Here is a 24,645-nt window from a genome sequence, read left to right as displayed (position 1 = left end):
AAGGACGACGCCCGCATGCCCAGAACCAGCGAGCGCGGCGGCCCGCAGACGCGTGCCCGCATCGCCGGAATCGCCTCCGGGCTCTTCGCTGAACGCGGCTTCGACGCCGTGACCGTGGCCGACGTCGCCCGCGAGGCCGGCGTGTCCAGCGTGACCGTGTTCAAGCACTTCCCCCGCAAGGAGGACCTCTACCTCGACCGCTCGGCCGACGCCGAAGACCTCCTGCGCACCGCCGTCCGGGACCGCGCGGAGGGCACCGGCGTGCTGGCCTCGCTGAGGGGGGCGACACTGCGGCTGCTCGACGAGCGTCATCCCCTCTCCGGCCTCGACGCGCGCTCCGTTCCGTTCTTCCGCACTGTCGGCGGCTCCCCCGCACTGGTCGCCCGCGCCCGCGAGCTCGCCGGCGAATTGCAGCAGGGGCTCGCAACCGAACTCGAGGCGGATCCCGCTTTCGACGGCGACGCAGCCCTGTTCGCCGCGATGTTCGTCGGAGGCTATGCGGTGCTCCTCGTGGATGCGGCTCGGCGGCTGATCGCGGGCGAGCCGGCCGACGACGTCGCCGCGGCCCAGCGGGCGCGGGTAGGCGCGCTGTTCGATGTCCTCGCGCGCGGATTCGGCGCCGACGCCTGAGGCCGAAGAGCGAGCGGCCCAGCGCTATGCTGACCCGCGGGGAACGGCCCGACGGGCCCGAAGGGGGAGACGGATGTACCGACGACAGCGGGGATGTGCGGCGATAGCCGTGACGATCGCAACCACACTCGGGATCGCGACAGCGCTCGCCGGATGCGCCGATCTCGACCAGCGGTCCGTCGCCGCCACCTCGATCGCTCCACCGACGCCGAGCCCGACCCGAAGCGCACCGGCGGTCACGTACGACCTCGACGTGCACCGCACGTTCCTGCTCAGCGACGGCAGCACCGCGCCCGGCTGCGTGCAGGTCGCGGTCGAGCGCGACGAGGCGACCGCGGACGCTCAGACGGACGAGCGCATCGCGGCGGCCCGGAAACTCCTTCTCTCCACGAACTGGGAGGCAGAGCCCGTCTCGCTGGACGAGCTGGGAGTCGAGGAGCGTCAGGTCGAGAAGGACCGCGGCGAGAGCGAAGCCGAGATGCTCTCGGGCGTGCTGTCGGACCATATCTCGAAAGCACTCCAGGACGCGGGCCTGATGGGCGGCGGCATTTCGCTCCGCGGCCACGTCGGATGCTGACCGCGAGCGGGACGCGCCCGATGCGGTCATCGCGCTAGCCAGATCCATCCACTGCGATAGTAAAGTTTGCTCTGGCCGCGCTGGGCGGCCGCGACTCGGACTGGGGATGAGGAGGCGCCGGTGGCCAAACGGACGCGCGCGACAGCGACCACCAGCACGCTGGCCCGCGTCAACCAGACGGCCATCATCGAGGCCCTCCGCGAATCCGGCGCGCTGTCCCGGCAGCAGCTCGGCGCCAAGACGGGCCTGAGCCCGGCGACCATCAACCGGCTGACGGCGTCCCTCATCGAGGACGGGCTCGTCGTCGCCGCCGGCCAGGAGCCGTCGACCGGCGGCCGGCCGTCCGTGCTCCTGCGATACGCCGGCAGTTCCCGCCTAGTCGCCGCGATCCAGCTCCGCGCCGAGACGGTGACCGGCATCCTTGTGGACTTCGACGGCAAGATCGTGTTCCGGCGCTCGGTTCCGCTCGGCGCGCGGCAGGCGGGCGACCCGGCGGGGGCCGACGCGGAATCGCCCGAACGCGCGACCGACCAGGAGCGCCAGCTGCGCAAGGTGTTCCGGCTGTTCGACGACCTGATCGCGACGGCCGACTCGATGGGCACGCCCTGCCTCGCCGTCGGGATCGCCGTGCCGGGGGTCGTGCAACAGCCGGATGGCGTCGTCGGCACGATGCCGGAGTTCGGCTGGACGGGCGTTCCGTTCGGCACGCTCCTCCGACAGAGGACGAACCTGCCGGTCGTAGTGGAGAACGACGCGAACGCGCTGGCCTTCGGCGAACTCCACACCGGTGCGGGTCGCGGCCTTTCGAGCCTGGTCGCGCTGTTCCTCGAGAACGGCCTCGGCGCCGGGATCGTGGCGAACGGCGAACTGCACCGCGGTGCCCGCGCGGAGGCGGGCGAGATCGGCTACCTGCTGATGGAGCGGTCCTCGCTCGGGCGTTCGTACGACGCGCGCGGCGACCTGGAGGATCGCATCGGATCGCTCGCGCTCACCCAGCGGGCACGCGAGCGCGGCATCCCCATCCCGGACGGCGGGTCGCTGACGGCCGAGGACGTGTTCGAGCTGGCCCGGGACGGCAACGCCGACGCGCAGGAGCTCGCGGACGAGATCCTCGACATGGTGGCCATCGCGGTGGCGGCCCTCGTGATCGTGCTCGACCCGGAGCTGGTGGTGGTGGGGAGCAGTTTCGTCGGCAGCTCCGACACGGTCATCCCGGGCATCCAGGAGCGGCTGCGCGGCCGCATCATCCGGGTGCCGCGCATCGAGCCGGCCACCCACCGAGAGGATGCGGTGCTGCTGGGCGCGGCCGAGCTCGCCGCCGCCGAGGTCAACGGCTTCGCCTACCTCGCCTTCTGACCCTCCCGACCGTCGCCGAGATTTGCGCCAAATCTCCGTTATGCGGCCCTCATAACCACGATTTGCGCCAAATCTCGAACCTGACCTGGGCACGCGGGGGGTGCGGGTATTGACGGGGGCGCGCAGCGTCGCTTAGGTTTGGCGTCAACTTCTTCTCACTCCGATAGGAAAGAAGAAGTGATCCCTACAGCGACGCAGAGGAGCAGACGTGATCGTCGGAATCGACATCGGCGGCACCAAGACGCACGTGTGCGTCGAGGACGACGCCGGCGCCGTGCTCCTCGACCGGTCGGTGCAGACCGCCGACTGGCAGCACGGCGGCGACCTCCACTCGGAGCAGAACGTGCGTGGACTCCTCGCACTCCTCGACGATGTCGACGGCGCCGCCTCCGCTCCCCTGGTGGTCGGCGCGCACGGGCTCGACAGCGAGGGCCAGACCCTGGCCTTCTCCGAGACGCTCGCCGAACTCCACGACGGCCCCGCTCTCGCGGTCAACGACGTCGAGCTGGTCGGCCCCGCCGCCGGATACGACGAGGCCATCGCCGTCATCGCGGGCACCGGCAGCAAGGTCGTCGGCCGCCGAGCCGACGGGACGCTGGTGAGCGCGGGAGGCTACGGCTACATCCTCAACGACCCGGGCAGCGCGCCCGCGCTGGTGCGCGACGCCGTCCGCTCCCTGTTCGAGGCCGTCGACGAGGGCGAGCCGCGCGACGCCCTGGCCGACGCGCTCTACGCACACTTCGGCGTGGAGGAGATCGTCGGCCTCTCCAACGCGCTGACCGTCCACCCACGCGTCACCGTCTGGGGTGCGGCCGCTCCCCTCGTCTTCGCCGCGGCCGACGCCGGCAGCATCCGGGCGGCGCGTGTCATCGACGCGGCCGCCGACGAGCTCGCCCGCAGCGTCGAGCTGGTCCACCGCCGCGGCGCCGCCGGCACCGATGTCGTCTGCGCGGGCGGCGTTGTCAGCCATCAGCCCCGGCTCTTCGACGCCCTCGGCGAGCGCCTGCGCGCCCGCGGGCTCACCCACTCCATCCACCTGCTGGATGTCCCTCCGGTGCGCGGCGCGCTCGCGCTCGCCCGGCGGCTCACGGAGGCGGCCCCCGTCGCCCCCTTGGCACCACCCACACCATCACGGAGGAAGTCATGAGAATCACATCCACCGGGCGTCACCGCACGCTCGCGGGCCTCGCGCTCGCGGCGACGGCGGCGCTCGCCCTGAGCGCGTGCAGCGTGACGGGCGCTGGGACCTCGTCGGGAGGCGAAGGCGACGGCACCGGCACGATCAATGCGCTGTTCATGAAGCAGGCCGGCTACTCGGAGTCCGACGTCAACGCGATGATCAAGGCGTTCGAGGAGAAGAACCCCAAGATCACGGTCAAGCCGACCTTCGTGGCGTACGAGGCGCTCCATGACAAGATCGTCACCTCTGCGCCCGCCGGCACCTACGACGTCGTGCACCTGGACGTGATCTGGCCGGCCGAGTTCGCCTCCAAGAACATCATCACCGACGTCACGAAGCGGTTCCCCGACTCGTGGAAGAGCGACATGCTCGGCGGCGCGCTCTCCAGCGCCGAGTACAAGGGCAAGTATTACGGCGTCCCGTGGGGTCCGTCGACCAAGCTGTTCTTCTACAACAAGGACATGCTCGCGAAGGTCGGCGCCACCGCGGACGACGTGAAGACGTGGGACGGCGTCCTCGCCGTGGCGAAGAAGCTGAAGGATGCGGGCGTCGTCCAGTACCCGATCGCTTGGAGCTGGTCGCAGGCCGAGGCGCTCGTCTGCGACTACGCCGAACTGCTCGGCGCCTACGGCGGCCAGTTCACCGACTCCAGCGGCAAGCTCTCCATCAACAAGGGCGCGGGCGTGCAGGCGCTCGAATTCATGAAGAAGTCGCTGGATGAGGGGCTCACCGACCCGGCGTCGACCACGTTCCTCGAGGACGACACCGACAAGTCCATGGCCGCGGGCAAGACCGCCATGGAACTCAACTGGGAGTCCACCTTCCGCGACCAGAACGACCCGTCGATCTCGAAGGTCGTCGGCCAGATCGCCGTCACCCCACCGCCCGCGGGCCCGAACGGCGAGAACCCGGGCGTGAACGGATCCATGGCGCTGGCGATCGGTGCGAAGTCGAAGCACCAGCTCGCCGCGTGGAAGTTCATCGAGTACATGACCAGCGAGGCAGTGCAGGACAAGTACGTCAAGAGCTCGATGACGAACTGGAAGTCGAGCTACACCAAGCCGGACATCACCAAGACCAACCCGGAGGTCTTCGCGGCGGCCGGAAAGGCCTACGACTCGATGATCCTGCGCCCGCCGGTGCCGAACTACAACACCGTCTCCCAGGCGATCCAGGTCGAGCTGCAGAACGCGCTGCTCGGCAAGAAGTCGCCGCAGCAGGCCCTCGACGACGCGGTGAAGTCCGCGAACGAGACCCTCGGATGAGCGGCGTGTCGGTCGCCGGAGTCGAGACGGAACGGCGCGCGCCCACCACGCGCGGGCGCCGCGACCGCCGCAGGCGCGACAACCAGGGGCGGCTCGCCTTCTGGCTGCTGCTGCCGGCCGCGGTCGCGGTGTTCGGGGTGATCGTCTACCCGATCCTCCGCACGCTCCTCATCTCGTTCTTCGAGGTGAACTCGGCCCTGGCGACCGACACCCCGTTCGTCGGTCTGCAGAACTACATCGACGTCCTCACCGCTCCCGGCTTCTGGGCGGCGATGGGGCGGACGCTGTACTTCACCCTCGTCTCCACGGCGCTGGAGCTCGTCCTCGGACTCATCGTCGCCGGCCTCCTCAACGCCAAGCTGCGGGCGCGGTGGCTGTTCCGGGCCGTGGTGATCATCCCCTGGGCGATCCCCACCATCGTCAACGCGGCGATGTGGAAGGGCATCTTCAACGCGCAGTACGGCGCGCTCAACGCGGCCCTCACCCAGCTCGGGATCATCGACCAGTACCAGGCCTGGCTCGGCGACCCGACCCTCGCCCTCAACATGGTGATCGTCGCGGACGTCTGGAAGACGACCCCGCTGGTGGCGTTCTTCCTGCTCGCCGGGCTGACGTCCATCCCGAACGAGCTGTACGAGGCGGCGAAGATGGACCGCGCCAGCTGGCCGCGCATCTTCCGCACGATCGTGCTCCCGATGCTCGTGCCGTCCATCTCGATCGTGCTGGTGCTGCGCACAGTGGAGGCGTTCAAGGTGTTCGACATCATCTACGCGATGACGCGCGGCGGCCCGGTGAACGGTACGCAGACCGTCGCCTACTACGCCTACACGACCGCGTTCTCGGACCAGAACTTCGGCGTCGGAGCGGCGCTCTCGTACATCATCGTGCTGGTCATCCTGGTGCTGACCTTCGTCTACCTGCGCATGCTGCGCCGATCCGAGATGAGCCTGCTGTGAAACGCGCGACCCGCAACTCGATCCTCATCCACCTGGCCGCACTGGTCGTCGCCGTGGTGATCCTGCTGCCCTTCGGGTGGATGGTGATCGCCAGCGTCACGCCGCAGCGCATCCTCATCTCCACCCCGCTGCAGTGGATCCCGGACACGCTCGACTGGAGCCGGTACGAGCTGATCTTCCGCGGCGGCGCCGAGAGCGTCGGCGCGACGTTCCGGGCGGCGCTGGCGAACACGACGATCGTCGCCGTCGGCACGGTCGCCGTGTCGATGATCGTCGGGATCCTGGGCGCGTACGCGTTCGCCCGGCTGCGGTTCCGCTTCCGGCAGGCGGTGCTCATCCTGTTCCTGGCGACGTACATGCTGCCGCAGATCGCGCTGCTGATCCCGCTGTACCTCATCCTGAACTCGCTCGGGCTGCTGGACTCGGTGATCGGGCTCATCATCGTGGACTGCTCGCTGGTGGTGCCGTTCGTGCTCTGGATCCTCAGCAACTACTTCCTGACCATTCCGGAGGAGCTGGAGGAGGCGGCGCGCATCGACGGTGCCTCCCGGTTGGGCGCCCTGTTCCGCGTGGTGCTTCCGGCCGCCCGACCGGGCATCTTCGCGGCCATCATGTTCGCGTTCCTGCTGGCCTGGGACGAGTTCATGTACGCGCTGATCTTCACCTCGTCGAACGCGGCGAAGACCCTGCCGGTGGCCATCAGCGAGTTCGCCGGCCGATACACGACCGACTTCGGGCTGGTGGCGGCGGGCGGCATCCTCGCGGCCCTGCCGCCCATCGTCGTCGCCCTCATCTTCCAGCGGTACGTCGTCAGCGGCATGGCCGCCGGCGCCGTCAAGGGCTGAACCGCCTCGCGACCCCAGCGACCCCATTCCTCCGACCACCGACAGAAGGACTTCCATGGAACCCACAGCCTCGTTCGTCGACGCCATGCGCGCTCAGCCCGAGAACCTCGCCCGCGCGCGGGAGACCGTCCTGCGCGACCTCGCGAGCGCCGGCCTCCCCCGCTGGGAGGCGGGCGACAGCGCCGCCGTCGTCGCCATGGGCGCGTCGCTCAATTCATCGCACGCGCTCGTCGCCGCCCTCGCGGGCGCCGGGCACCCGGCGTCCGGCGTCGTCGCCTCCGACCTCGCCGACGGGCTCGCCGTGGTGCGCGCCGACCACAACATCGTCGTCTCCGAGTCGGGCCGCAGCCCCGAGCCCCTGGCGGCCGCCCGTAAGCTCGCCGCCGGGACGCGGATCGGCATCAGCAACTTCCCCGATCAGCCGATCAGAGACGAGGTGGATGCGGTTCTCGGCCTGGGCGGGTTCCCCGACTCGCCGGTGTACACCAGCGGCTTCACGGCGACCATCCTGGCCTACGCCCTGCTCCTCGACCATGTCGGGGTGTACGAGGGTGCGGCCGAGGCTGACCGCATCCCGGGCCGGGTGGCCGACGTGTTGCGTGACTACGCCGAGGCGTCCGCGACCGTCGGGCGCGTGCTCGCCGCAGCGAAGACCATCGACGTCGTGGGGCGCGGTGCGTCGCTGACCGCCGCCGCCGAGCTGTCGCTGATGGTCCGCGAGGGGCTCCGCACGCCGAGCGCCGCCTTCGAGACGTTCCAGTACCTGCACGGGCCGATGGAGGTGCTGTCGGACGACGACGCCCTCGTGGTCTTCGGCGACGGCCGGGAGGTGAGCATCCCATCGTCGGTTCTCGATGCGGGCGTGCCCGTCGTGTTGGTGACGGCGGCCGATCCCGCGACGATCCCGGCCGCCGGGCACGCGAACCTCACCGTCGTCCCGCTGCCCGCGGGCCTCGGGGTGTTCGAGCGCGCGATCGTCGAGACGGTGGTCGCTCAGCTGGCGATCGCGGCCGCGATCGAGCACAAGCCGTACCCGCTGGAGGAGTTCCTGTACCACCAGGACGACACCAAGCTGCCGGTACGGTGACGGCCGATCCTCGCGCGTCTTGCCACGAACCCGGCCGCGCCGCAAGGCCCGCCCGGCAACGTTGACGAGACGCCCGGACCGGAGTCAGATGAAGGCATGATAGCTCTCATCATTATTCTGCTGGTGATCTGGGCGGTGCTCGCCATCCTCGGGTTCGCCATCAAGGGCCTGCTCTGGCTGGCGATCCTCGGACTGGTGTTCTTCGTCATCACCGCGATCGTCGGGTGGCTCAGACGAGGTGCGAGCCGGACCTGATCCCGTCTCCCGACCGCGAAGCGGCGGCCGCGCCCTCCGGCGCGGTCGCCGCTTCCGTTTGTGGGCGCGCGGGCCGGGTCAGGGCTGTTCTTCGTCGAGGAGGGCGTCGTTCTGGAGGGTGTCGGCGGTCTCGTCGTCGGCGGGGAGCTCGTTCTCGCCGTCCAGTGCGCCGCCGGCAGGTGCCTGGCCTGCCGCCGTGGGCTGGTCGTGCACCGGGGTGTCGGTGGGCGCCGGAGCGCCCTGCGGCTGGCCGGGGGCGGTCGCGTCGGCGGTCGCGTCATCGCTGGGGGTCAGTTCATCGGTCATGCCACCAGCCAGCGCCGCGCTCATCGCGGGCGGCAAGGGGTTGACACCCTCCCGATCGAGCAGCGCGGCCGATGGATCCGATCTGCAGGGGATGTTGGACAGCGACGGTCCGCGTCCGCGAATCTGGATGCATGGCCTACGTTGCGAACCCCTCCCGCTATGACGACATGATCTTCCGCCGCACCGGACGCAGCGGACTCGACCTGCCCGCCCTGTCGCTCGGGCTGTGGCACAACTTCGGCGACGACCGCCCCTTCGAGACCCAGCGCGCCATCGTCCGCCGCGCCTTCGACCTGGGCATCACCCACTTCGACCTGGCCAACAACTACGGCCCGCCATACGGCGCGGCCGAGATCAACTTCGGCCGCATCCTCTCGGAGGACCTCCGGCCGTACCGCGACGAGATCGTGGTGTCGAGCAAGGCCGGGTGGGACATGTGGCCCGGCCCGTACGGCCAGGGCGGCGGAAGCCGCAAGTACATGCTGGCCAGCCTCGACCAGTCGCTGCAGCGTCTCGGCCTCGACTACGTCGACATCTTCTACTCGCACCGGCCCGACCCGTCCACGCCGCTGGAGGAGACGATGCAGGCGCTGGACACCGCCGTCCGGTCCGGCAAGGCCCTCTACGTCGGCATCTCGTCGTACGGACCGGAGGAGACCCGCCGCGCCGCCGAGATCCTGCGCGACCTCGGCACTCCCCTGCTCATCCACCAGCCGTCGTACTCGATGCTGAACCGCTGGATCGAGACCGAGGGGCTGCTCGACACCGTCGGCGAGCTGGGTGTCGGCGTCATCGGCTTCACCGCGCTTGCGCAAGGCATGCTGACCGGTAAGTACCTGAACGGCATCCCGGAGGGTTCGCGGGCGAGTGCGGGCACCTCCTTCGACTCCGACTGGCTCACCGACGACGCCGTCGCACGCCTGCGCGCGCTCAACGGGATCGCGGAGCGGCGCGGGCAGACCCTCGCGCAGCTGGCGCTCGCCTGGGCTCTGCGCGACGACCGCGTGACCTCTCTCGTCATCGGCGCCAGCAGCGTCGACCAGCTGGAGCAGAACGTCGCGGCCCTGGGCAACCTGGAGTTCTCGCCGGAGGAGCTCGCGGAGATCGACGAGCACGCCACCGACGCCGGCGTCGACCTGTGGGCGGGAGCGCGGCGCGGGGAGGTGTGATGCACTAATTGCGGCCATCCATGAGCGGCGAAATTTCGCCTGAGATATCGTGACAAGGAACACGAGTCACTCATGGAAGGCGGCAGAATGCTTGCCGTACACAGCCGCACTGGATCGAAGAGCGGCCGCGAGCGGAGGCGCCCGGCCGCGGGCGGTCGGCTTGCGCTGCTCAGAGTGTCGCGCGCGCGGCTGCCGGGCGCTCTCAGTCTTGTTGCCGTCGGGCTCCTCCTGACGGCTTGCTCGTTGTCCTACGAGGGCGCGAAAGGGCAGGCAAACGGGCGAGCGAATCAGAAGCAGGCGGCTCTCACCTTCCTGAGCGACTATCCCAACCCCGCCGTCGAGTCGATCACGTTCACCCAAGAGGGCAGTGTCGGCGGTGCTGGATTTTGGGCGGCCAACGCGATCGTGACAATCGACGGCAGAACCTACGACGCCATCCTCGGCCCCGACCGTCGCGCATCCTCGTCGAATCCACTGCCGCGGTTCGATCCGGATGCTCCCGCTCCGACAGACGTGACCGTCAACTACAGCGATGACACATCCGAGGTCGTTCTGTGACCAGTTACCAGGCGACGACTATGGCCGTGGGGGCGCGACGTTCACCCCGCAACAGTCAACGCCCCCGACTCTTGATGAGCCGGGGTCTCACTGCGGCGATCGTTCTTGCGTTGACGTCGTGCTCGATATTCGGAGAAAGCGCAACGACTCGAGAGGCGACAAGAGCGACGAATCTCGCGAACCAGGGGACGGTCGCCCTGGCACTGCTCGCCACTCACCCGGGGGTGGAAGCGATCACGTTCACCCAGGACGGTGCGGTCGGCGGCGGCGGTTCGTGGGCGGTCAACGCGGTCGTGACGATCGACTGCCTGGAATACCAGGAAATCCTCGGGCTCGAGAAGTGGTCGTACGGCGGCGAACCAATGCCGACGGTGAAGCGATCAGGCACGTCGGCCTCCGTTGCCATCACATATAGCGACGGAAGCGCGGAGGTATTGCGGTGACCGCCGATGAAGTCACAAGCGGAGTGCTGACATACGACAAGGGAGCGGGGGCCCGGTGACTCAGCTACGAAGACAAGCGCTTTTCGAGAAGGTGTGACCTTGAGAACTCATATCCGAAGGAAGAATCCACCTCGAAACGATCAACGCAGGCGCCTACTCACGAGCGTGAGTGTGGCCGTAGCAGTCGTTTTCGCATTGACGTCGTGCTCGTTATTTGGAGGAAGTGCAATGAACCAGCAGGCTTCGACAGCGACGAACCTTGCGAATCAGAAGGAGGCGGCGCTCAAATTCATCAGTCACCGACCCGAGACGCAACGGATTGAATTCACCGAAGAGGGCGGCTTTTCTGGTGCGGGCTACTGGTCGGCCTATGCGATCGTCACCATAGCGGGCAACAACTATCAAGAAGACCTCGGGCTACAGATGGTAGGAGGCGACCCGCTCCCCGCTCCGGACCCCGAGTCGACGCCCTCGCCGGTCCCTGTCACCTACAGCGACGGCTCTTCGGAGGTCTTGGGATGACAACGCCGGAAAGGTCAGCTGCCATCGCGGACGCGGCATACAACGCGGATCTCCTATGGACCAACCCGCCATTCGCTTCAGGGCAAACGAGTACCAAGAGTCGGCGCTCGCGCCTGTTCTTGAGCGTGAGTGTGGCCGTAGCAGTCGTTTTCGCATTGACGTCATGCTCGATATTCGGAGGAAGTGTAATGAACCAGCAGGCTTCGACCGCGACCAACCTCGCGAATCAGAAGAAGGCAGCGCTCCTGTTCATCAGTGGCCGACCCGAAACGGAACGCATCAGGTACACCCAAGAAGGCAGCTTCAACGGAGCGGGTTCATGGTCGGCGTACGCGACCGTCACAATCGCGGGCAAAGATTACCGAGAGGATCTGGGACTGACTCTGGTGGGAGGGGATCCGCTGCCACCCCCGGACCCGCACGCAACACCCTCTCCAGTCCCCATCACCTACAGCGACGGCACATCGGAGGTGCTCGAGTGACGACGGCGGAAGATTCGGCTGCGATCGCGGAGGCGGCTTACCGCGCAGACCCCTTGTGGACAGACTCGCCCTATGCCACAGGTAAGCGCTTCAGCCCTCCGGCCAGACCTGAGAGGGAATTCGAGGTTGTCCCGCCGCCGCCGGTGAGCGACCCGGTCACCGGGTTTCAGGCGATGACCGTGGTTCCCGTGGTGAACGGCAAGCCGGACTACTCGCAGGTGTACATCTCCTACGCCGGGACCAACCCGGGTCATCGCGCCGACATCGGCGCGGATGCTCAGCTGGTGATCGGTGGTCAGATCGCGTCGGGTACGCAGGCCACGCAGGCGATCGAATATGCCCAGAAGGTACGCGCACAGCTCGGCAAAGCGCATCCCGAAGCCACCTTCGAGACCGTGGGACATTCGCTCGGCGGGTATCTGGCGCTGTTTGTGGCGGCCGAGCTGCACTTGTCGTCCACGACGTTCAACGGCCCGGACCCCTGGGACCATCTGTCGCCGCAGGCGAAGGCCTGGGTTCTGAAGAAGATCGCCGAAGGCAAGAACCCTCTCCGTAATTTCATCAACGAATGGGACGTGGTCGGGAACTCCATCGCCAACGGCACGGGCTCCGCAATCTACGTCAAGAGCATCAAAGGGCTCGGGTTCCCCGACTACCACAACATCTCCACCGGGTTCTCCTTCGACGCGACGTCCGGTGAGGTGATCGGCGCCGGTGTTTCGGGACGAGACTTCGTCGAGATCAGCGAGAACGTGCTGTTCGCCTTACCCGTGGATCTCCGTCACCCCCTAGCGCTGGCGATGGCCGGAACCATGAGCCTGCTCCGAGATCCGTACATCGGTGGGGTCCATGGCATGGCGGTCTCCGGAGTGATGGTGCTCGTCGACACGCTCGCCGCCACAGCCCTCGCCTCCGAGTTCATCCACATGCAGGCTCCGCTCAACAACATCAAAGCGCTGAACCTCGGCCTCGCCGCTCAGATGGAGGTCGGTCTGCGCGAGGCGAAGGACGCCGTGGCGATGATCCCGTTCCTCCGAGAGAGCGACATCGAGAACTGTGTCGCCACCCACCGGCTGCAGGTGCAGAACAACATCGACGAGCACGCCGTCGACACCGCGAACCAGCGAGTGGACGACCACCTCACCCTGCTGGACCAACTGGCGGCCGGCATCGGGTCTGCCGTCGAGAACGCGTACGCACAAGACGCCCAGTGGGCACGGAGCTACTTCGGGCACTAGGCCCCCGGAAAGGAAGACGTGATGTACCAAACGGATTGGAACAGCGCCGATCTCGCCGGCGCGAACCTCGGCGACCTGATCGGAGGGCTGGCGAGCGGCATCCAGGACGTCGTGGAAGGCATCCAGGGCGGCATCGACGCGCTCGTCAACGATGCTGCTGTGCGACTGCTGAACGCGGTCCTGCCGCTCATGGTGCACGGGAGGTACACCGCCATCCGGGCTGCCGGCTGGGTCGCGGTCGAGGCGGGCACGGTGGAGCTCGCCGGGCGCGCCGCGGGCGTGACGGTCAGCAACGCCGCGCTGGCAGGACTCGTCGCCAAGAAGGTCGAAGAGGGTGTCGGCCGGATCACCTCCGAGCTCGACTACGCCCACGGGGTGAACAGCATCACATGACCGACCACAGGACGCTCGGCGAGCTCGAGCAGGCACACGACGACGCCATGCGCACGGCCCGCGAGCGGGTGCAACAGGCCGAGGAGTACGTGACGACCTACCGCACGCAGATGAACCGTATGCAGGAGGACTTCTACAACCTCGCCACCCAGCAGGGCGTCGTCCACGATCCGGGGTTCCGTGAGGAGTTCCAACGGGTCTCCGACGGATTCGAAGAGAACGTGCGAGAAGCCGCGCGCGTGATCGCCGGCTTCGAAGAAGAACTCGACGAGTTGTCGGCACAGCACACCCGCGAGCGCGAAGACTTCCTCCAGAACCGGCGGGACGACGTCGACAACGGTCGGCGCTGAACAGAGCGATTACCACCGCATCCCACCCCCGTCATCCCCTGCCCGCCTGCGCCCGAAGGGCCTAGCGTCGGCAGCGAGCACGCTGGATGTGCTGGCGGCGCCCCCGAGGCGTCCGACGTTTCCCGGCGTGTGTGGGGCGGACCCCGGGCGCCCGGCGTGAGCTGCTGGAACGCCCGGGGTCCGGTACTCCACGTATCCAGGCGGGGCCGGCTATGAGTTTCCGAAGTGCTCGCCCGGGGTTCGCCCAGCGTTGTCTGCTTATCTGGGCGGGGTACTCGTCCGGCGATTAGAAGCTGTAGATATGACCGTCCTCGTCGAACCGGATCTCCGCGCCGGCCAGCCGCTGCGCGCGGTCCGGCCGTGGACGATCGCGGTCGCCGCAGGGCTCGTCGCGACCATCCTGTGCGCCGCGTTCAGCTGGGTGCCGTCGCTGTGGGGCGACGAGGCGGCCACGCTGCTCTCGGCGAAGCGCCCGCTCGGGAGCCTGTTCGGGATGCTGCTGCACGTGGATGCGGTGCACGGCGTCTACTACCTCTTCATGCACGGCTGGATCCGGTTGGCCGGCGAGAGCGCGTTCGCCCTGCGGTTGCCGAGCGCGCTCGCGGTCGGCGCCGCGGTTGCGGCGGTGACGCTGCTCGCCGGGCGCCGGGGCGGAGCACGGGCCGCGGTGGTCGCCGGCGTCGTCGCCTGCGTGCTCCCGCGGCTCACCTACGCCGGCGAAGAGGCGCGTTCGTACGCGTTCACGGCCGCGGCAGCCGCCTGGCTCACCCTCCTGCTGGTGTGGCTGGTCGACGGCGGCGGCCGACGGCTCGCGCCCGGCGCGCGACGGCTCGCGTGGCTGCTGTACGCGGTCGCAACGGCGGCCGCGGCGTACCTCTTCCTCTATTCGGTGACACTCCTCGTGGCGCACGCCGCCATCCTGCTGTTCGCCCGCGCCCCCCGGGCCACGCTGCGGAGGTGGGCCGTCTCCGCCGGCGCGGCCCTGCTCTCCGTCGCACCGCTGGCGGTCGTCGCGTACCTCGAGCGCGGGCAGATCGCCTACCTCAGCGGTGCGCCGGAGGAGGCGTCCACCTGGTACTTCTTCCTCTGGTTCGGGATGCCGTGGGTCGCGGTGGCCGCGTGGCCGCTCATCGGGCTCGCCCTGTGGCCCGCCTGGCGCGCGTGGCGGTTACGCACCTCCGGCGCCGCGCTCCCACCCCCGGCCGGACCCCGCGCCGTGTCGACCCGGCTCGTCGGCGCTGCGTGGCTCTTCCTGCCGACCGGCACGATGCTGCTCGTGAACCTGGCGTTCCCGATGTACACCGGGCGCTACTCCACCTTCGCCGCACCCGCGGCCGCGCTCCTGGTGGCCGAGGGCATCCTCGTGCTCGGCCGCATGCTCGGGCGGGATGCGCGGCGGACGGTCGCGATGACGGCGGCCGCCACGATCGCCTTTGCGGTGCTGTGCGCGCCGGTCTACGCCCTCCAGCGCGGGCCGTACGCCAAGAACGACAGCGACTGGGCGGAGGTCAGTGCGGCGATGGCCGCGAACGCGGGGCCGGGCGACGCCGTCGTGTTCGACGAGTCGGCCAAGCCGTCCCAGCGGCCCCGCCTGGCGATGCGCACCTACCCCGACGGCTTCCGCGGCCTCAAGGATCTGACGCTCCACGTGCCGTACGACCGCAACACCTGGTGGGCGGACCGCGCCTACTCGGTCGACCAGGCGGCGAAGCGCGGCCGGTTCGACGGCGTCGAACGGGTGTGGCTGATCGAGGTGGACATCGAAGGCGTCGAAGACACCTGGGGGCTGGGCGAATTGGAGTCGCTCGGCTTCGAAGAGACCGGGCGCCGGATCGAGACGCACCGGAGCGCGATCATCGAGCTGACCCGGTAGCGCCCGCTCCGCCGTCCTCCTCCGCGGCAGCGCGAACGCGCGCGTGCCACTCCTCCCAGAACAGCCTCCACCCGGCGGCATCCGCGGCGTCCGAAGGCGCGGCCCGGGGCACGGAGCGGGAGTACACCGCCTCCACCTGCCCCACGAACGCGAGGACCGCCTCACGCCAGCGCAAACGGGTCAGTGCGGCCGTGCGGCCCTCGCGGGCGAGGGTGACCGTCTCGCCGTCCGTCGTCACCGACACGTCCACACCGGAGGGGCAGCCGAGGACGACGCAGCGGCCGGCGCACTCGAACACGGTGTGTCCACAGCAGGGGAAGAGGAAGTTCCCGTCGGTGAGAGCATCTCCGGCACGGTGATCGTCGCCGAGGGTGCGCAGCAGATACAGCCCCGCGGCCGACAGCGTGAACTCGCCATCGGACGGGTCCACGAGCGTCTGGTCCCCGACCGTCAACGACACCGTGCCGTGGGCGCACTGGTCGGAGCCGTCGTCCGGCCGGCCCGGGAGCCAGCCCGCCTCCACTGCGCGCAACTCCACCATCGCGAGCCGCGTCAGGCCGCGTCGACCGGCTGGACGAGCTGCGGCCCGTCGTCGGACGTCTTGAACGGAGCCACCTGGTCGAACCGCAGGGTCTCCGCCTCGGCGACCCCCGCACGGACCGCTTCGTCGACGAGAGCCTGGTCGCCGACGATCGACGGGTCGATCCAGTGCTGCCACATCTCCTCGGGGAGGATGACGGGGTTGCGGTCGTGGATGTCGGCGAGCGTCTGCACGGCGTCCGACGTCAAGATCGTGGCCGTCAGCACCCAGCGGTCGGGGTCGTCGTCGGCCTTGCTGTGGTCGCGCCACCACGAGTACAGCCCGGCGAAGCCCATCAGACGGCCTTCCGGGTAGCGGATGAAGAACGGGGTCTTGCTGCCCTTCGGCCCCTGCCACTCGTAGTAGCCGCGCGCCAGGACGATCGCGCGGTGCGACTGCACCGGCTTCTTCCACGTCGACTTCTCGGCGATCTCCTCCGCCCGGGCGTTGAACGTCGGGAACTTGAGCTTCAGGGTGTCGGACCAGGACGGCACGAGCGACCAGTGCGCGCGCTCGAACCGCAGCTCTCGAGTCTTCGGGGAGTCGATGAGGACGGGGATGTCGTCGGTCGGCGCGATGTTGTAGTCGGCCTCCCAGTTCGCCGTCCACTCCTCGGGCCGGCGACCGGTCGCCTCCACGAATTCCGTGATCTCGGCGTTGACCTTGTCGTCCATCGCGAACCTGCCGCACATGCCGCCAGCTTAGGCGCGACGACCGACATGTGACCCGAAAGGATGTTCGCCGACCGAAGTTGAGGAATTTTCACCCCCAAAAGCGGGTGACGCGAAGCTGAGAAAACGATGTATTCTCACTTTTGTGGATAGGTGAGGAACAGTCACTTAACGGTACCCGAACTCCGATCGTCCACACCACCCGAAGATGCACCAACCCGACCCGCAGGTGACAAACGTGTACCCGATTTCGCCACGCCGAGCGCTTCCCGCACTCAACCCCATCCGAACGGGGAGCGCTCGGCGCGCGCGATTCCACGACCGTCACCCCCTGAGCGGAGTCGGCGGCGGTGAAGCCGTTCGAGACCACGGTTTCCCCCCAGCCGCCGTCGGCTCCCCGGTGGGCCGTCTCGTGGAGGTCCTGGCATGACTGTCATCCGCCCGCGCCTCCACGCGCCGGTCGCCCCCAGCGCGCTGCGCGGACTGAGCTCCGAGCGCAACTGGGCCCGCCTCTACCGCTACCGTCTGCTCGCCACCGACACGGCCATCATCCTGGTCGCCACGATCGGCGCGGTCTTCGTGCGCTTCGGCTTCGACGACGCGGCGGCGCCGACGTCGGTGTTCCACATCGACTACCTCTACCTGTCGCTGATCATCGCCGCGACCTGGCTCTTCACGCTCTCCGTCTACCACACGCGCGACGCGCGGGTCGTCGGGCTCGGCGTCGCCGAATACCGCCGCGTCGTCTCCGCGACCGCGACGACCTTCGGCCTGCTGGCCATCCTCTTCCTCGTCGCCAAGGTCGACATCGCGCGCGGCTACTTCATCGTCGCGCTGCCCGCCGGCCTCGCCGGCGTCCTGTTCTCGCGCTGGCTGTGGCGCCACTGGCTCATCCGCCAGCGCATCTTCGACCACTACCTCTCGCGTGCGCTCGTGGTCGGGCGCTTCGACGACGTCGACTACGTCGTCCGCCAGATCCACCAGAAGTCGGGAGCGGCCTACAACGTCGTGGGTGCCGCTCTCGACACAGGAAAGCGCAAGGGGGCGAAGAAGGACGCCGAGATGCGGCGCCGGATCGCCGGCCCCGAGCGTGAGGTACCGATCGTCTCCGACCTGTCGGGGGTCGCAGACGCTGCGGCGCGGCTGGGCGCGGACACGGTGATCGTGGCCGGCCGCGCCCTCAGTGGCGGGGACTTCGTCCGCAAGCTGGCGTGGAAGCTGGAGGGCACGGCGACCGAGCTGGTGCTCGCCTCGCCGCTCACCGATGTCGCGGGTCCGCGCATCCACTTCCGTCCTGTCGAGGGCCTTCCGCTCATCCACGTGGAGATCCCGCAGTTCGAGGGCGGCAAGCACGTGCTGAAGCGCGCCTTCGACTTCTTCGCCTCCGGCCTCGCACTGCTGCTGCTCTCGCCGCTCTTCCTGGCGATCGCCCTGCTGGTGAAGCTCGACGACAACGGGCCGGTCATCTTCGCGCAGGAGCGCGTCGGCCGCAACGGCGAGCGCTTCACGATGTACAAGTTCCGCTCCATGGTCATCGACGCCGAGGCCCGCCTCGCCGCCCTGCAGGAGAAGAACGACGGCCAGGGACTGCTCTTCAAGATGAAGAACGACCCCCGCGTGACCCGCGTCGGCCACTACCTGCGCAAGTTCTCTCTCGACGAGCTTCCGCAGCTGGTCAACGTGTTCCTCGGCGACATGAGCCTGGTGGGCCCGCGCCCGCCGCTGCCCGCCGAAGTCGAGGGCTACGAGAACCACGTCCACCGCCGCCTCTACATCAAGCCGGGACTCACCGGGATGTGGCAGGTGAACGGTCGATCCGATCTCTCCTGGGAGGAGAGCGTCCGCCTGGACCTCTACTACGTGGAGAACTGGTCGCTGACCGGCGACCTCGTCATCATGTGGCGCACCGTGAAGGTGCTGACACATCCCGTGGGGGCGTACTGATGCGCCCTCACGCCCAACCTCCTCGCTCCCTCCCCCGACCGAAAGACACCGAGGTTGTCATGAGCACAACACAACGCCCACGCTCTCGCTCACTGGGCATCCTGACCGCCGTCCTCACGGCCATCGGCCTGGTCTTCGGCGGACTCGCCATCGCGCAGCCCGCCGCAGCGGACACGGCCCCACCCGACCCGACGAACCCGGCGACGCCGATCACCGTCAGCGACGACGTGCTCCCGACGCCGCAGATCAACGGCGTCGCATGGGCGCAGACGGTCGTGGGCAACACGGTCTATGTTGCGGGCAAGTTCACCTCCGCCCGTCCGGCAGGGTCGCCGGCCGGGACGAACGAGGTTCCCCGCAACAACCTCCTCGCGTACGACATCACGACAGGCGCGCTCCTCCCGTTCGCGCCGAACCTGAACGCGCAGGCGCTGGGCATCACCGCATCGCCCGACGGCAGCCGGATCTACGTGGTGGGCGACTTCACCTCGATCGACGGCAAGGGCTACTACCGCCTGGCCGCCTTCTCCACCGCGACGAACACGATCATCAGCGCGTTCAAGCCGATCATGGAGTCGCAGACGCGCGCTGTCGCGGCATCCAACACGGTGGTCTACACCGGCGGCGACGCATCCACCATCAACGGCGTCGCCCGTGCGTACGTCGGAGCGGTGAGCGCCACCGACGGATCGACCCTCAACTGGCAGGCCAACGCGGACGCCCCGGTGGATGCGCTGACGCTGACCAAGGACGGCTCCAAGCTGATCGTCGGCGGCCGCTTCCAGAACATCGGCGGCGTCGCCAACTACGGCCTTGCCGCGGTGGACGCCAGCACCGCCGCCATCCTCCCGTTCGCTGCGAACCAGACGGTGCGCAACGCGGGAACCCAGGCGAGCATCACCGCCCTCTACGCCACAAGCGACCGGATCTACGGCTCCGGTTACGTCTTCGGCCAGGGCGGCAACCTCGAGGGCAGCTTCTCGGCCGACCCGAACACCGGGTCGATCAACTGGGTCGAGGACTGCCACGGTGACACGTACTCCATCTACCCGCAGGGCGACAACGGTCCGCTCTACGTCGCCGGCCACCCGCACTACTGCGGCAACATCGGCGGCTTCCCGCAGACCAGCCCCCAGTGGACGTTCTACAACTCGATCGCGTTCAGCAAGGCCGCGACCGGCACCATCACCGCTGACCCGTACGGCTACTACAACTGGGCCGGCACGCCGTCCCCGTCGCTGCTCGACTGGTTCCCGAAGTGGACCGTCGGCACCTTCACCGGTCAGAGCCAGGCCACCTGGAGCGTCTCGGGCAACAGCAAGTACGTCGTCTACGGCGGCGAGTTCCCGACCGTGAACGGCATCGCACAGCAGGGCCTCGCCCGCTTCGCCGTCCCGTCGTCCGCACCGAACAAGGTCGGCCCGCAGGGCATCCCGCTGACACCGACGGCAGCTTCGTTCAACGCCGGAGAGGTGCGCGTCAGCTTCGCCGCCACCTACGACATGGACAACGGCTACCTGACGTACAAGGTCTACCGTGACGCGGGCACCACGCCCGTCTACCAGACGACCGTGCGCTCGAACTTCTACACGCGGCCGATGATCGGATTCACCGACAAGGGCCTCACGCCCGGCAGTCACCCGATCTACCACGTCAAGGTCTACGACCCGTTCAACAACACCACATCGCGTGACACGAACGCGGTCACGGTCGCGGCCACCAGCAGTGGCGGACCCTACTCCGACTCGGTGAAGCAGGCGGGCGCATCCGCCTACTGGCCGCTGGATGAGGCGAGCGGCACCACCGCGTTCGACCACATCGGCTTCAACGACCTGCAGGAGACCGCGATCACCCAGGGCGCCGCGGGACCGATCTCCGGAGTCACGGCGAGCACGTTCAACGGCAGCACCAGCCTGGCCGTGACGCCCACCGCGATCACCGGACCGGACACGTTCACCGTCTCGGCCTGGTTCAACACCACATCCACCAGCGGCGGCAAGATCATCGGGTTCGGCAACGCCAACACGGGCACCTCCGGCAGCTACGACCGTCACGTCTACATGGACAACAGCGGACGCATCTACTTCGGTGTCTACCCGGGATCGGTCCAGACACTGAACAGTGCCGCCGGCCTCAACGACGGGCAGTGGCACCAGGTGACCGCCTCCCTCGGCGCCAACGGCATGCGGCTGTACATCGACGGCAAGCTGGCCGGCTCCCGCACCGACGTGACCAGCGGCCAGGGCTACACCGGCTACTGGCGGGTCGGCGGAGACAACATCGGAGGCTGGCCCAGCCAGCCGGCGAGCAACTTCTTCGCCGGCAGCATCGGGCAGGTCGCGATCTACCCGACCGTGCTGGACCGCACCACCGTGGTGAACCAGTACGTCGCCTCCGGACGCCCGTCGCCCCTGGCGCCGGCCCCGGCGGACGCCTACGGCGCCGCGGTGTACAACGGCAACCCCGACATCTTCTGGCGTCTCGACGAGACCAGCGGATCGACGGCCAACAGTGCCGACGCCTACACGAACAACGGCACGTACTCCGGTACGGCCACCACGAAGAACCAGTCCGGTGTCCTCCCGGGCACCGCGGACAAGGCGGTGAAGTTCAACACGAACATCAACGGTTCGAACGGCGGCATCGTCACCAGCAACCAGCAGTTCGCGAACCCCACCACCTACACCGAGGAGGTCTGGTTCAAGACCAGCACCACCAAGGGCGGGAAGCTGATCGGCTTCGGCGATGCCAAGACCGGACTGTCGAGCAACTACGACCGTCACGTCTACATGCAGGATGACGGCCGGATCGTGTTCGGCACCTGGACCGGCCAGGCGAACACCATCACCACCCCGAATCCGCTGAACAACAACCAGTGGCACCAGGTGGTCGCCTCGCAGGGCGCCGACGGCATGAAGCTGTACATCGACGGCCAGCTCGTGGGCACCAACCCGCAGACGGGCGCGCAGGCCTACAACGGATACTGGCGCATCGGCGGCGACAACACCTGGGGTTCCACCGGCCCGTACTTCAACGGAACGCTCGATGAGGCCGCGGTGTACTCCACGGTCGTGTCGGCTCAGGATGTGGCCAACCACTACAGCCTGGCCACGACCGGCACCCTGCCGAACCAGACCCCGGTGGCCTCGTTCACCCAGAGCACCTCGGTGCTGACGGTGAACGTGGATGCGTCGGCGTCGTCCGACCCGGACGGCACCATCGCCTCGTACGCCTGGGACTTCGGTGACGGCTCGACCGGCACGGGAGCGACCGCGTCGCACACCTACAGCGGAACCGGCGTCTACGCCGTGACGCTCACGGTGACCGACAACCAGGGCGCGACCAACGCGACGACGCAGAACGTCGGCGTCACCGCGCCGCCGCCGAACCAGCCCCCGGTGGCCGCCTTCACCTCGAACGCGACCTTCCTGAACGCTTCGTTCGACGCATCCGGCTCGTCCGACCCGGACGGCACCATCGCCTCCTACGCCTGGGACTTCGGAGACGGAGCGACGGGGACCGGCGCGACCGCGACCCACAGCTACGCCGCCGCGGGCACCTTCACGGTGAAGCTGACGGTGACGGACGACAAGGGAACGCCGACGAGCGTCCAGCACGACATCACCGTGCAGGCTCCGCCGCCGAACCAGCCGCCCGCGGCCGCGTTCACCTCGTCGGTGACCAACCTGTCGGCATCGTTCGACGGCTCGGGCTCGACCGACGCTGACGGCACCATCGCCTCCTACGCCTGGGACTTCGGAGACGGAGCGACGGGAACCGGTGCGACGACGACCCACGCCTACGCAGCGGCCGGCACGTTCACCGTGACCCTGACGGTGACGGACGACAAGGGTGCGACCAACCAGGTCCAGCACCAGGTCACCACCACCGTCCCGCCGAACCAGCTGCCGACCGCCTCCTTCACGGCGACGGCCAGCAACCTGCAGGTGTCGGTGAACGGCAGCGCATCGGCCGACCCGGACGGCACCATCGCCTCGTACGCCTGGGCGTACGGTGACGGCGCCACCGGCACCGGAGCCACCGACAGCCACACCTACGCGGCGGCCGGCACCTACACGATCACGCTGACGGTGACGGACAACCGCGGAGGGACCGCCACGGCCACCAAGACCGTGACGGCCACCGCGCCGGCGCCCAACGCGATCGCTCAGGACGGCTTCGAGCGGACGACGGCCGGCGGATGGGGCACCGCCGACATCGGCGGGGCGTGGACGCTCTCGGGCGGCGCGGCCAACTTCAACACCACCAACGGCCTCGGCCAGCAGGTGGCGGCAGCGGGAACCACCAAGACGGCACTTCTCAACTCGGTCACCTCGACCCGGTCGGATGTCACGGTCACCATCTCCGCCGACAAGGCGGCGACCGGCGGCGGCATCTACTACTCGGCGATCGGCCGCATGGTCGGATCGACGGACTACGAGGGCCGCGTCTGGGTGAAGGCGGGAGGCGCCGTGCAGCTCCAGCTGCTGCAGGGCTCCACCACCCTCCAGGCCGCGAACATCACCGGGCTGACCGCTCTCGCGGGCGACCAGCTCAAGGTGCGGGTCCAGGTGTTCGGCACCTCGCCGACCACCGTCCGCGCCAAGGTGTGGGCGGCAGGCGGCACCGAGCCCGCGAACTGGATGCTCAGCGCCACCGACAGCACCGCCGCCCTCCAGGTGGCCGGTTCGACCGGGCTGCGCACCTACCTCTCGGGCACCGCGACCGACATCCCCGTCACCACCCGGTTCGACAACTTCGCGGTGGTTCCGGTCCCGTGAGCGCAGCGAGCAGAGCTCGCCGCACCATCCTCGTGGCGCACCCCGGTTCGGAGCTTTACGGCTCCGACCGGGTGCTCCTCGAGTCCGTGAGCGGGCTGGTCGACGACGGCTGGGACGTCGTGGTGGCGGTCCCCGGTGACGGCCCCCTCGTCTCCGAACTGCGGCGGAGGGGCGCACGGGTGGAGCTGTGCGCCTCGCCCGTCCTCCGCAAGAGCGTCCTGCGGCCGCGGGGCTTCCTCCGCTTCGCCGCAACGACGGTGCGCGGCATCCGGTCCGGCTCCGCGCTGCTGCGCCGTGAGCGGCCGGCGGCGGTGTACGTGAACACGGTCACCATCCCGTTGTGGATCGGGCTCGCCCGGCTGGCCCGCGTGCCGGTCGTCGCGCACGTCCACGAGGGCGAGGCCACCGCATCCCGCCTGGTCAAGCGCGTCCTGTCGGCGCCGCTGCTGCTGGCGGAGAGCGTCATCGCGAACAGCCGCTTCAGCGTCGGCGTGCTCGAGAGCGCCTTCCCGGCTCTCGGTCGCCGTACCCATATCGTCTACAACGCCGTGCCGGGCCCCGAGACCCGTAGCCCGGCCCGCCCGGAGCTCGACGGCGACCTCCGGGTCACGTACATCGGGCGTCTCTCGCCCCGCAAGGGCGTCGACGTCGCCATCGACGCGATCGCCGAGCTCGACGCCCGCGGGATCCCCGCCCGCCTCGACCTCGTCGGCGCGGTCTTCCCCGGTTACGAGTGGTACGAGCGCGACCTGCGCGACAAGGTGGAGGCCAAGCGCCTCCAGTCGCGCGTCTCCTTCCGCGGCTTCCAGCCGTCCGTCTGGGACTTCCTGAGCACGGGTGACGTCGTCCTCGTGCCGTCGGTCGCCGACGAGCCGTTCGGCAACACCGCGGTCGAGGGCATCCTGAGCGGACGTCCGGTGATCGCCAGCGCGACCAGCGGGCTCCTGGAGGCGACCGACGGCTACCGCACCACGGTCACCGTCGAGCCGGGCGACGCGACGTCGCTGGCCGACGCGCTCGAGCGCACCATCGTCGAGTGGGAGGCGTCGGCGCCGCTCCTCGACGACGACGCCGAGACCGCTCGGCGCAAGCACAGCCCCGAGTCGTACCGCCGGCGCATCGCGGAGCTCGTCCGGGCCGTCGCCCGGCACTGATCACGCGTCGCGCCGATCACGCGTAGCGCC

24 protein-coding genes are annotated in these 24,645 nt (G+C 68.9%); 21 read left to right on the top strand and 3 right to left on the bottom strand.

Going from position 1 to position 24,645, the window contains the following annotated elements:
* Positions 1 to 15: 15 nt before the first annotated feature.
* The 9 genes from H284_RS0114205 (at position 16) to H284_RS21080 (ending at position 8,151) form a co-directional block, all read left to right on the top strand.
* Positions 16 to 630, top strand: coding sequence for a TetR/AcrR family transcriptional regulator (locus H284_RS0114205; protein ID WP_020076770.1), 615 nt, complete (start codon positions 16 to 18; stop codon positions 628 to 630).
* 109 nt (positions 631 to 739) lie between these two features.
* Positions 740 to 1,207, top strand: a complete 468-nt coding sequence (locus H284_RS0114200; RefSeq protein WP_020076769.1) for a hypothetical protein — start codon at positions 740 to 742, stop codon at positions 1,205 to 1,207.
* A 120-nt stretch (positions 1,208 to 1,327) separates the two neighbouring features.
* Entirely contained in the window at positions 1,328 to 2,563 is a 1,236-nt protein-coding gene (locus H284_RS0114195) for an ROK family transcriptional regulator (RefSeq protein WP_020076768.1), read from the top strand.
* A 208-nt stretch (positions 2,564 to 2,771) separates the two neighbouring features.
* The gene (locus tag H284_RS0114190) at positions 2,772 to 3,710 is read left to right on the top strand and encodes an N-acetylglucosamine kinase (RefSeq protein ID WP_020076767.1); all 939 of its coding nucleotides are present in this window, start codon (positions 2,772 to 2,774) and stop codon (positions 3,708 to 3,710) included.
* On the top strand, positions 3,707 to 5,008 hold the full coding sequence (locus H284_RS0114185) for an extracellular solute-binding protein (protein WP_020076766.1): 1,302 nt from the start codon (positions 3,707 to 3,709) through the stop codon (positions 5,006 to 5,008). The genes H284_RS0114190 and H284_RS0114185 overlap by 4 nt, the downstream gene beginning before the upstream one ends.
* Positions 5,005 to 5,964, top strand: a complete 960-nt coding sequence (locus H284_RS0114180; protein WP_018192172.1) for a carbohydrate ABC transporter permease — start codon at positions 5,005 to 5,007, stop codon at positions 5,962 to 5,964. Before H284_RS0114185 ends, H284_RS0114180 begins: the two co-directional genes overlap by 4 nt.
* Entirely contained in the window at positions 5,961 to 6,809 is an 849-nt protein-coding gene (locus tag H284_RS0114175) for a carbohydrate ABC transporter permease (RefSeq protein ID WP_018192173.1), read from the top strand. Before H284_RS0114180 ends, H284_RS0114175 begins: the two co-directional genes overlap by 4 nt.
* Before the next feature lie 55 nt (positions 6,810 to 6,864).
* The gene (locus H284_RS0114170; RefSeq protein WP_020076765.1) at positions 6,865 to 7,896 is read left to right on the top strand and encodes an SIS domain-containing protein; all 1,032 of its coding nucleotides are present in this window, start codon (positions 6,865 to 6,867) and stop codon (positions 7,894 to 7,896) included.
* Positions 7,897 to 7,992: 96 nt separating this feature from the next.
* A complete protein-coding gene (locus H284_RS21080; RefSeq protein WP_020076764.1) occupies positions 7,993 to 8,151 on the top strand; it encodes a hypothetical protein in 159 nt (52 codons plus the stop codon).
* Positions 8,152 to 8,229: 78 nt separating this feature from the next.
* On the opposite strand, the gene H284_RS0114160 is transcribed toward H284_RS21080, so the two are convergent.
* A complete protein-coding gene (locus H284_RS0114160; protein WP_231371243.1) occupies positions 8,230 to 8,457 on the bottom strand; it encodes a hypothetical protein in 228 nt (75 codons plus the stop codon).
* A gap of 131 nt (positions 8,458 to 8,588) precedes the next feature.
* On the opposite strand from H284_RS0114160, the gene mgrA reads away from it, so the two are divergent.
* The 9 genes from mgrA (at position 8,589) to H284_RS0114115 (ending at position 15,485) form a co-directional block, all read left to right on the top strand.
* The gene (gene mgrA / locus H284_RS0114155; protein ID WP_020076762.1) at positions 8,589 to 9,626 is read left to right on the top strand and encodes an L-glyceraldehyde 3-phosphate reductase; all 1,038 of its coding nucleotides are present in this window, start codon (positions 8,589 to 8,591) and stop codon (positions 9,624 to 9,626) included.
* A 72-nt stretch (positions 9,627 to 9,698) separates the two neighbouring features.
* A complete protein-coding gene (locus H284_RS21205; RefSeq protein ID WP_231371242.1) occupies positions 9,699 to 10,184 on the top strand; it encodes a hypothetical protein in 486 nt (161 codons plus the stop codon).
* Positions 10,181 to 10,627 (top strand): hypothetical protein, encoded by a 447-nt coding sequence (locus H284_RS0114145; RefSeq protein WP_133638918.1) that lies wholly within the window; start codon positions 10,181 to 10,183, stop codon positions 10,625 to 10,627. Before H284_RS21205 ends, H284_RS0114145 begins: the two co-directional genes overlap by 4 nt.
* Before the next feature lie 228 nt (positions 10,628 to 10,855).
* Positions 10,856 to 11,149 (top strand): hypothetical protein, encoded by a 294-nt coding sequence (locus H284_RS0114140; RefSeq protein WP_018192180.1) that lies wholly within the window; start codon positions 10,856 to 10,858, stop codon positions 11,147 to 11,149.
* A 188-nt stretch (positions 11,150 to 11,337) separates the two neighbouring features.
* Positions 11,338 to 11,631: a hypothetical protein gene (locus H284_RS0114135; RefSeq protein ID WP_018192181.1), complete on the top strand. Its 294-nt coding sequence runs from the start codon at positions 11,338 to 11,340 to the stop codon at positions 11,629 to 11,631.
* Positions 11,628 to 12,869: a hypothetical protein gene (locus H284_RS0114130; RefSeq protein ID WP_231371241.1), complete on the top strand. Its 1,242-nt coding sequence runs from the start codon at positions 11,628 to 11,630 to the stop codon at positions 12,867 to 12,869. The genes H284_RS0114135 and H284_RS0114130 overlap by 4 nt, the downstream gene beginning before the upstream one ends.
* A 21-nt stretch (positions 12,870 to 12,890) precedes the next feature.
* Complete coding sequence (locus tag H284_RS0114125) at positions 12,891 to 13,262, top strand: hypothetical protein (RefSeq protein WP_020076759.1); 372 nt, start codon at positions 12,891 to 12,893, stop codon at positions 13,260 to 13,262.
* Positions 13,259 to 13,612, top strand: coding sequence for a hypothetical protein (locus tag H284_RS0114120; RefSeq protein WP_020076758.1), 354 nt, complete (start codon positions 13,259 to 13,261; stop codon positions 13,610 to 13,612). Before H284_RS0114125 ends, H284_RS0114120 begins: the two co-directional genes overlap by 4 nt.
* 301 nt (positions 13,613 to 13,913) lie before the next feature.
* A complete protein-coding gene (locus H284_RS0114115; RefSeq protein ID WP_020076757.1) occupies positions 13,914 to 15,485 on the top strand; it encodes a glycosyltransferase family protein in 1,572 nt (523 codons plus the stop codon).
* On the opposite strand, the gene H284_RS0114110 is transcribed toward H284_RS0114115, so the two are convergent.
* Positions 15,466 to 16,026 (bottom strand): hypothetical protein, encoded by a 561-nt coding sequence (locus tag H284_RS0114110; protein WP_020076756.1) that lies wholly within the window; start codon positions 16,024 to 16,026, stop codon positions 15,466 to 15,468. The genes H284_RS0114115 and H284_RS0114110 overlap by 20 nt on opposite strands.
* 11 nt (positions 16,027 to 16,037) lie before the next feature.
* Entirely contained in the window at positions 16,038 to 16,757 is a 720-nt protein-coding gene (locus tag H284_RS0114105) for an SOS response-associated peptidase (protein ID WP_081630419.1), read from the bottom strand.
* Between the two features lie 405 nt (positions 16,758 to 17,162).
* Here H284_RS0114105 and H284_RS0114100 point away from each other — a divergent pair, with 405 nt between their 5' ends.
* From H284_RS0114100 to H284_RS0114090, 3 genes are read left to right on the top strand one after another with little or no spacing between them, the layout of a single operon-like run.
* The gene (locus H284_RS0114100) at positions 17,163 to 18,680 is read left to right on the top strand and encodes a sugar transferase (RefSeq protein WP_020076754.1); all 1,518 of its coding nucleotides are present in this window, start codon (positions 17,163 to 17,165) and stop codon (positions 18,678 to 18,680) included.
* Between the two features lie 59 nt (positions 18,681 to 18,739).
* Positions 18,740 to 23,461, top strand: coding sequence for a PKD domain-containing protein (locus tag H284_RS0114095; protein WP_020076753.1), 4,722 nt, complete (start codon positions 18,740 to 18,742; stop codon positions 23,459 to 23,461).
* Positions 23,458 to 24,615 (top strand): glycosyltransferase, encoded by a 1,158-nt coding sequence (locus H284_RS0114090; RefSeq protein WP_020076752.1) that lies wholly within the window; start codon positions 23,458 to 23,460, stop codon positions 24,613 to 24,615. Before H284_RS0114095 ends, H284_RS0114090 begins: the two co-directional genes overlap by 4 nt.
* The last annotated feature ends 30 nt before the right edge of the window (positions 24,616 to 24,645 follow it).

Source organism: Cryocola sp. 340MFSha3.1, assembly GCF_000383315.1.
Classification (GTDB): Bacteria; Actinomycetota; Actinomycetes; order Actinomycetales; family Microbacteriaceae; genus Leifsonia.
This window is presented reverse-complemented; position numbering and strand designations above follow the sequence as displayed.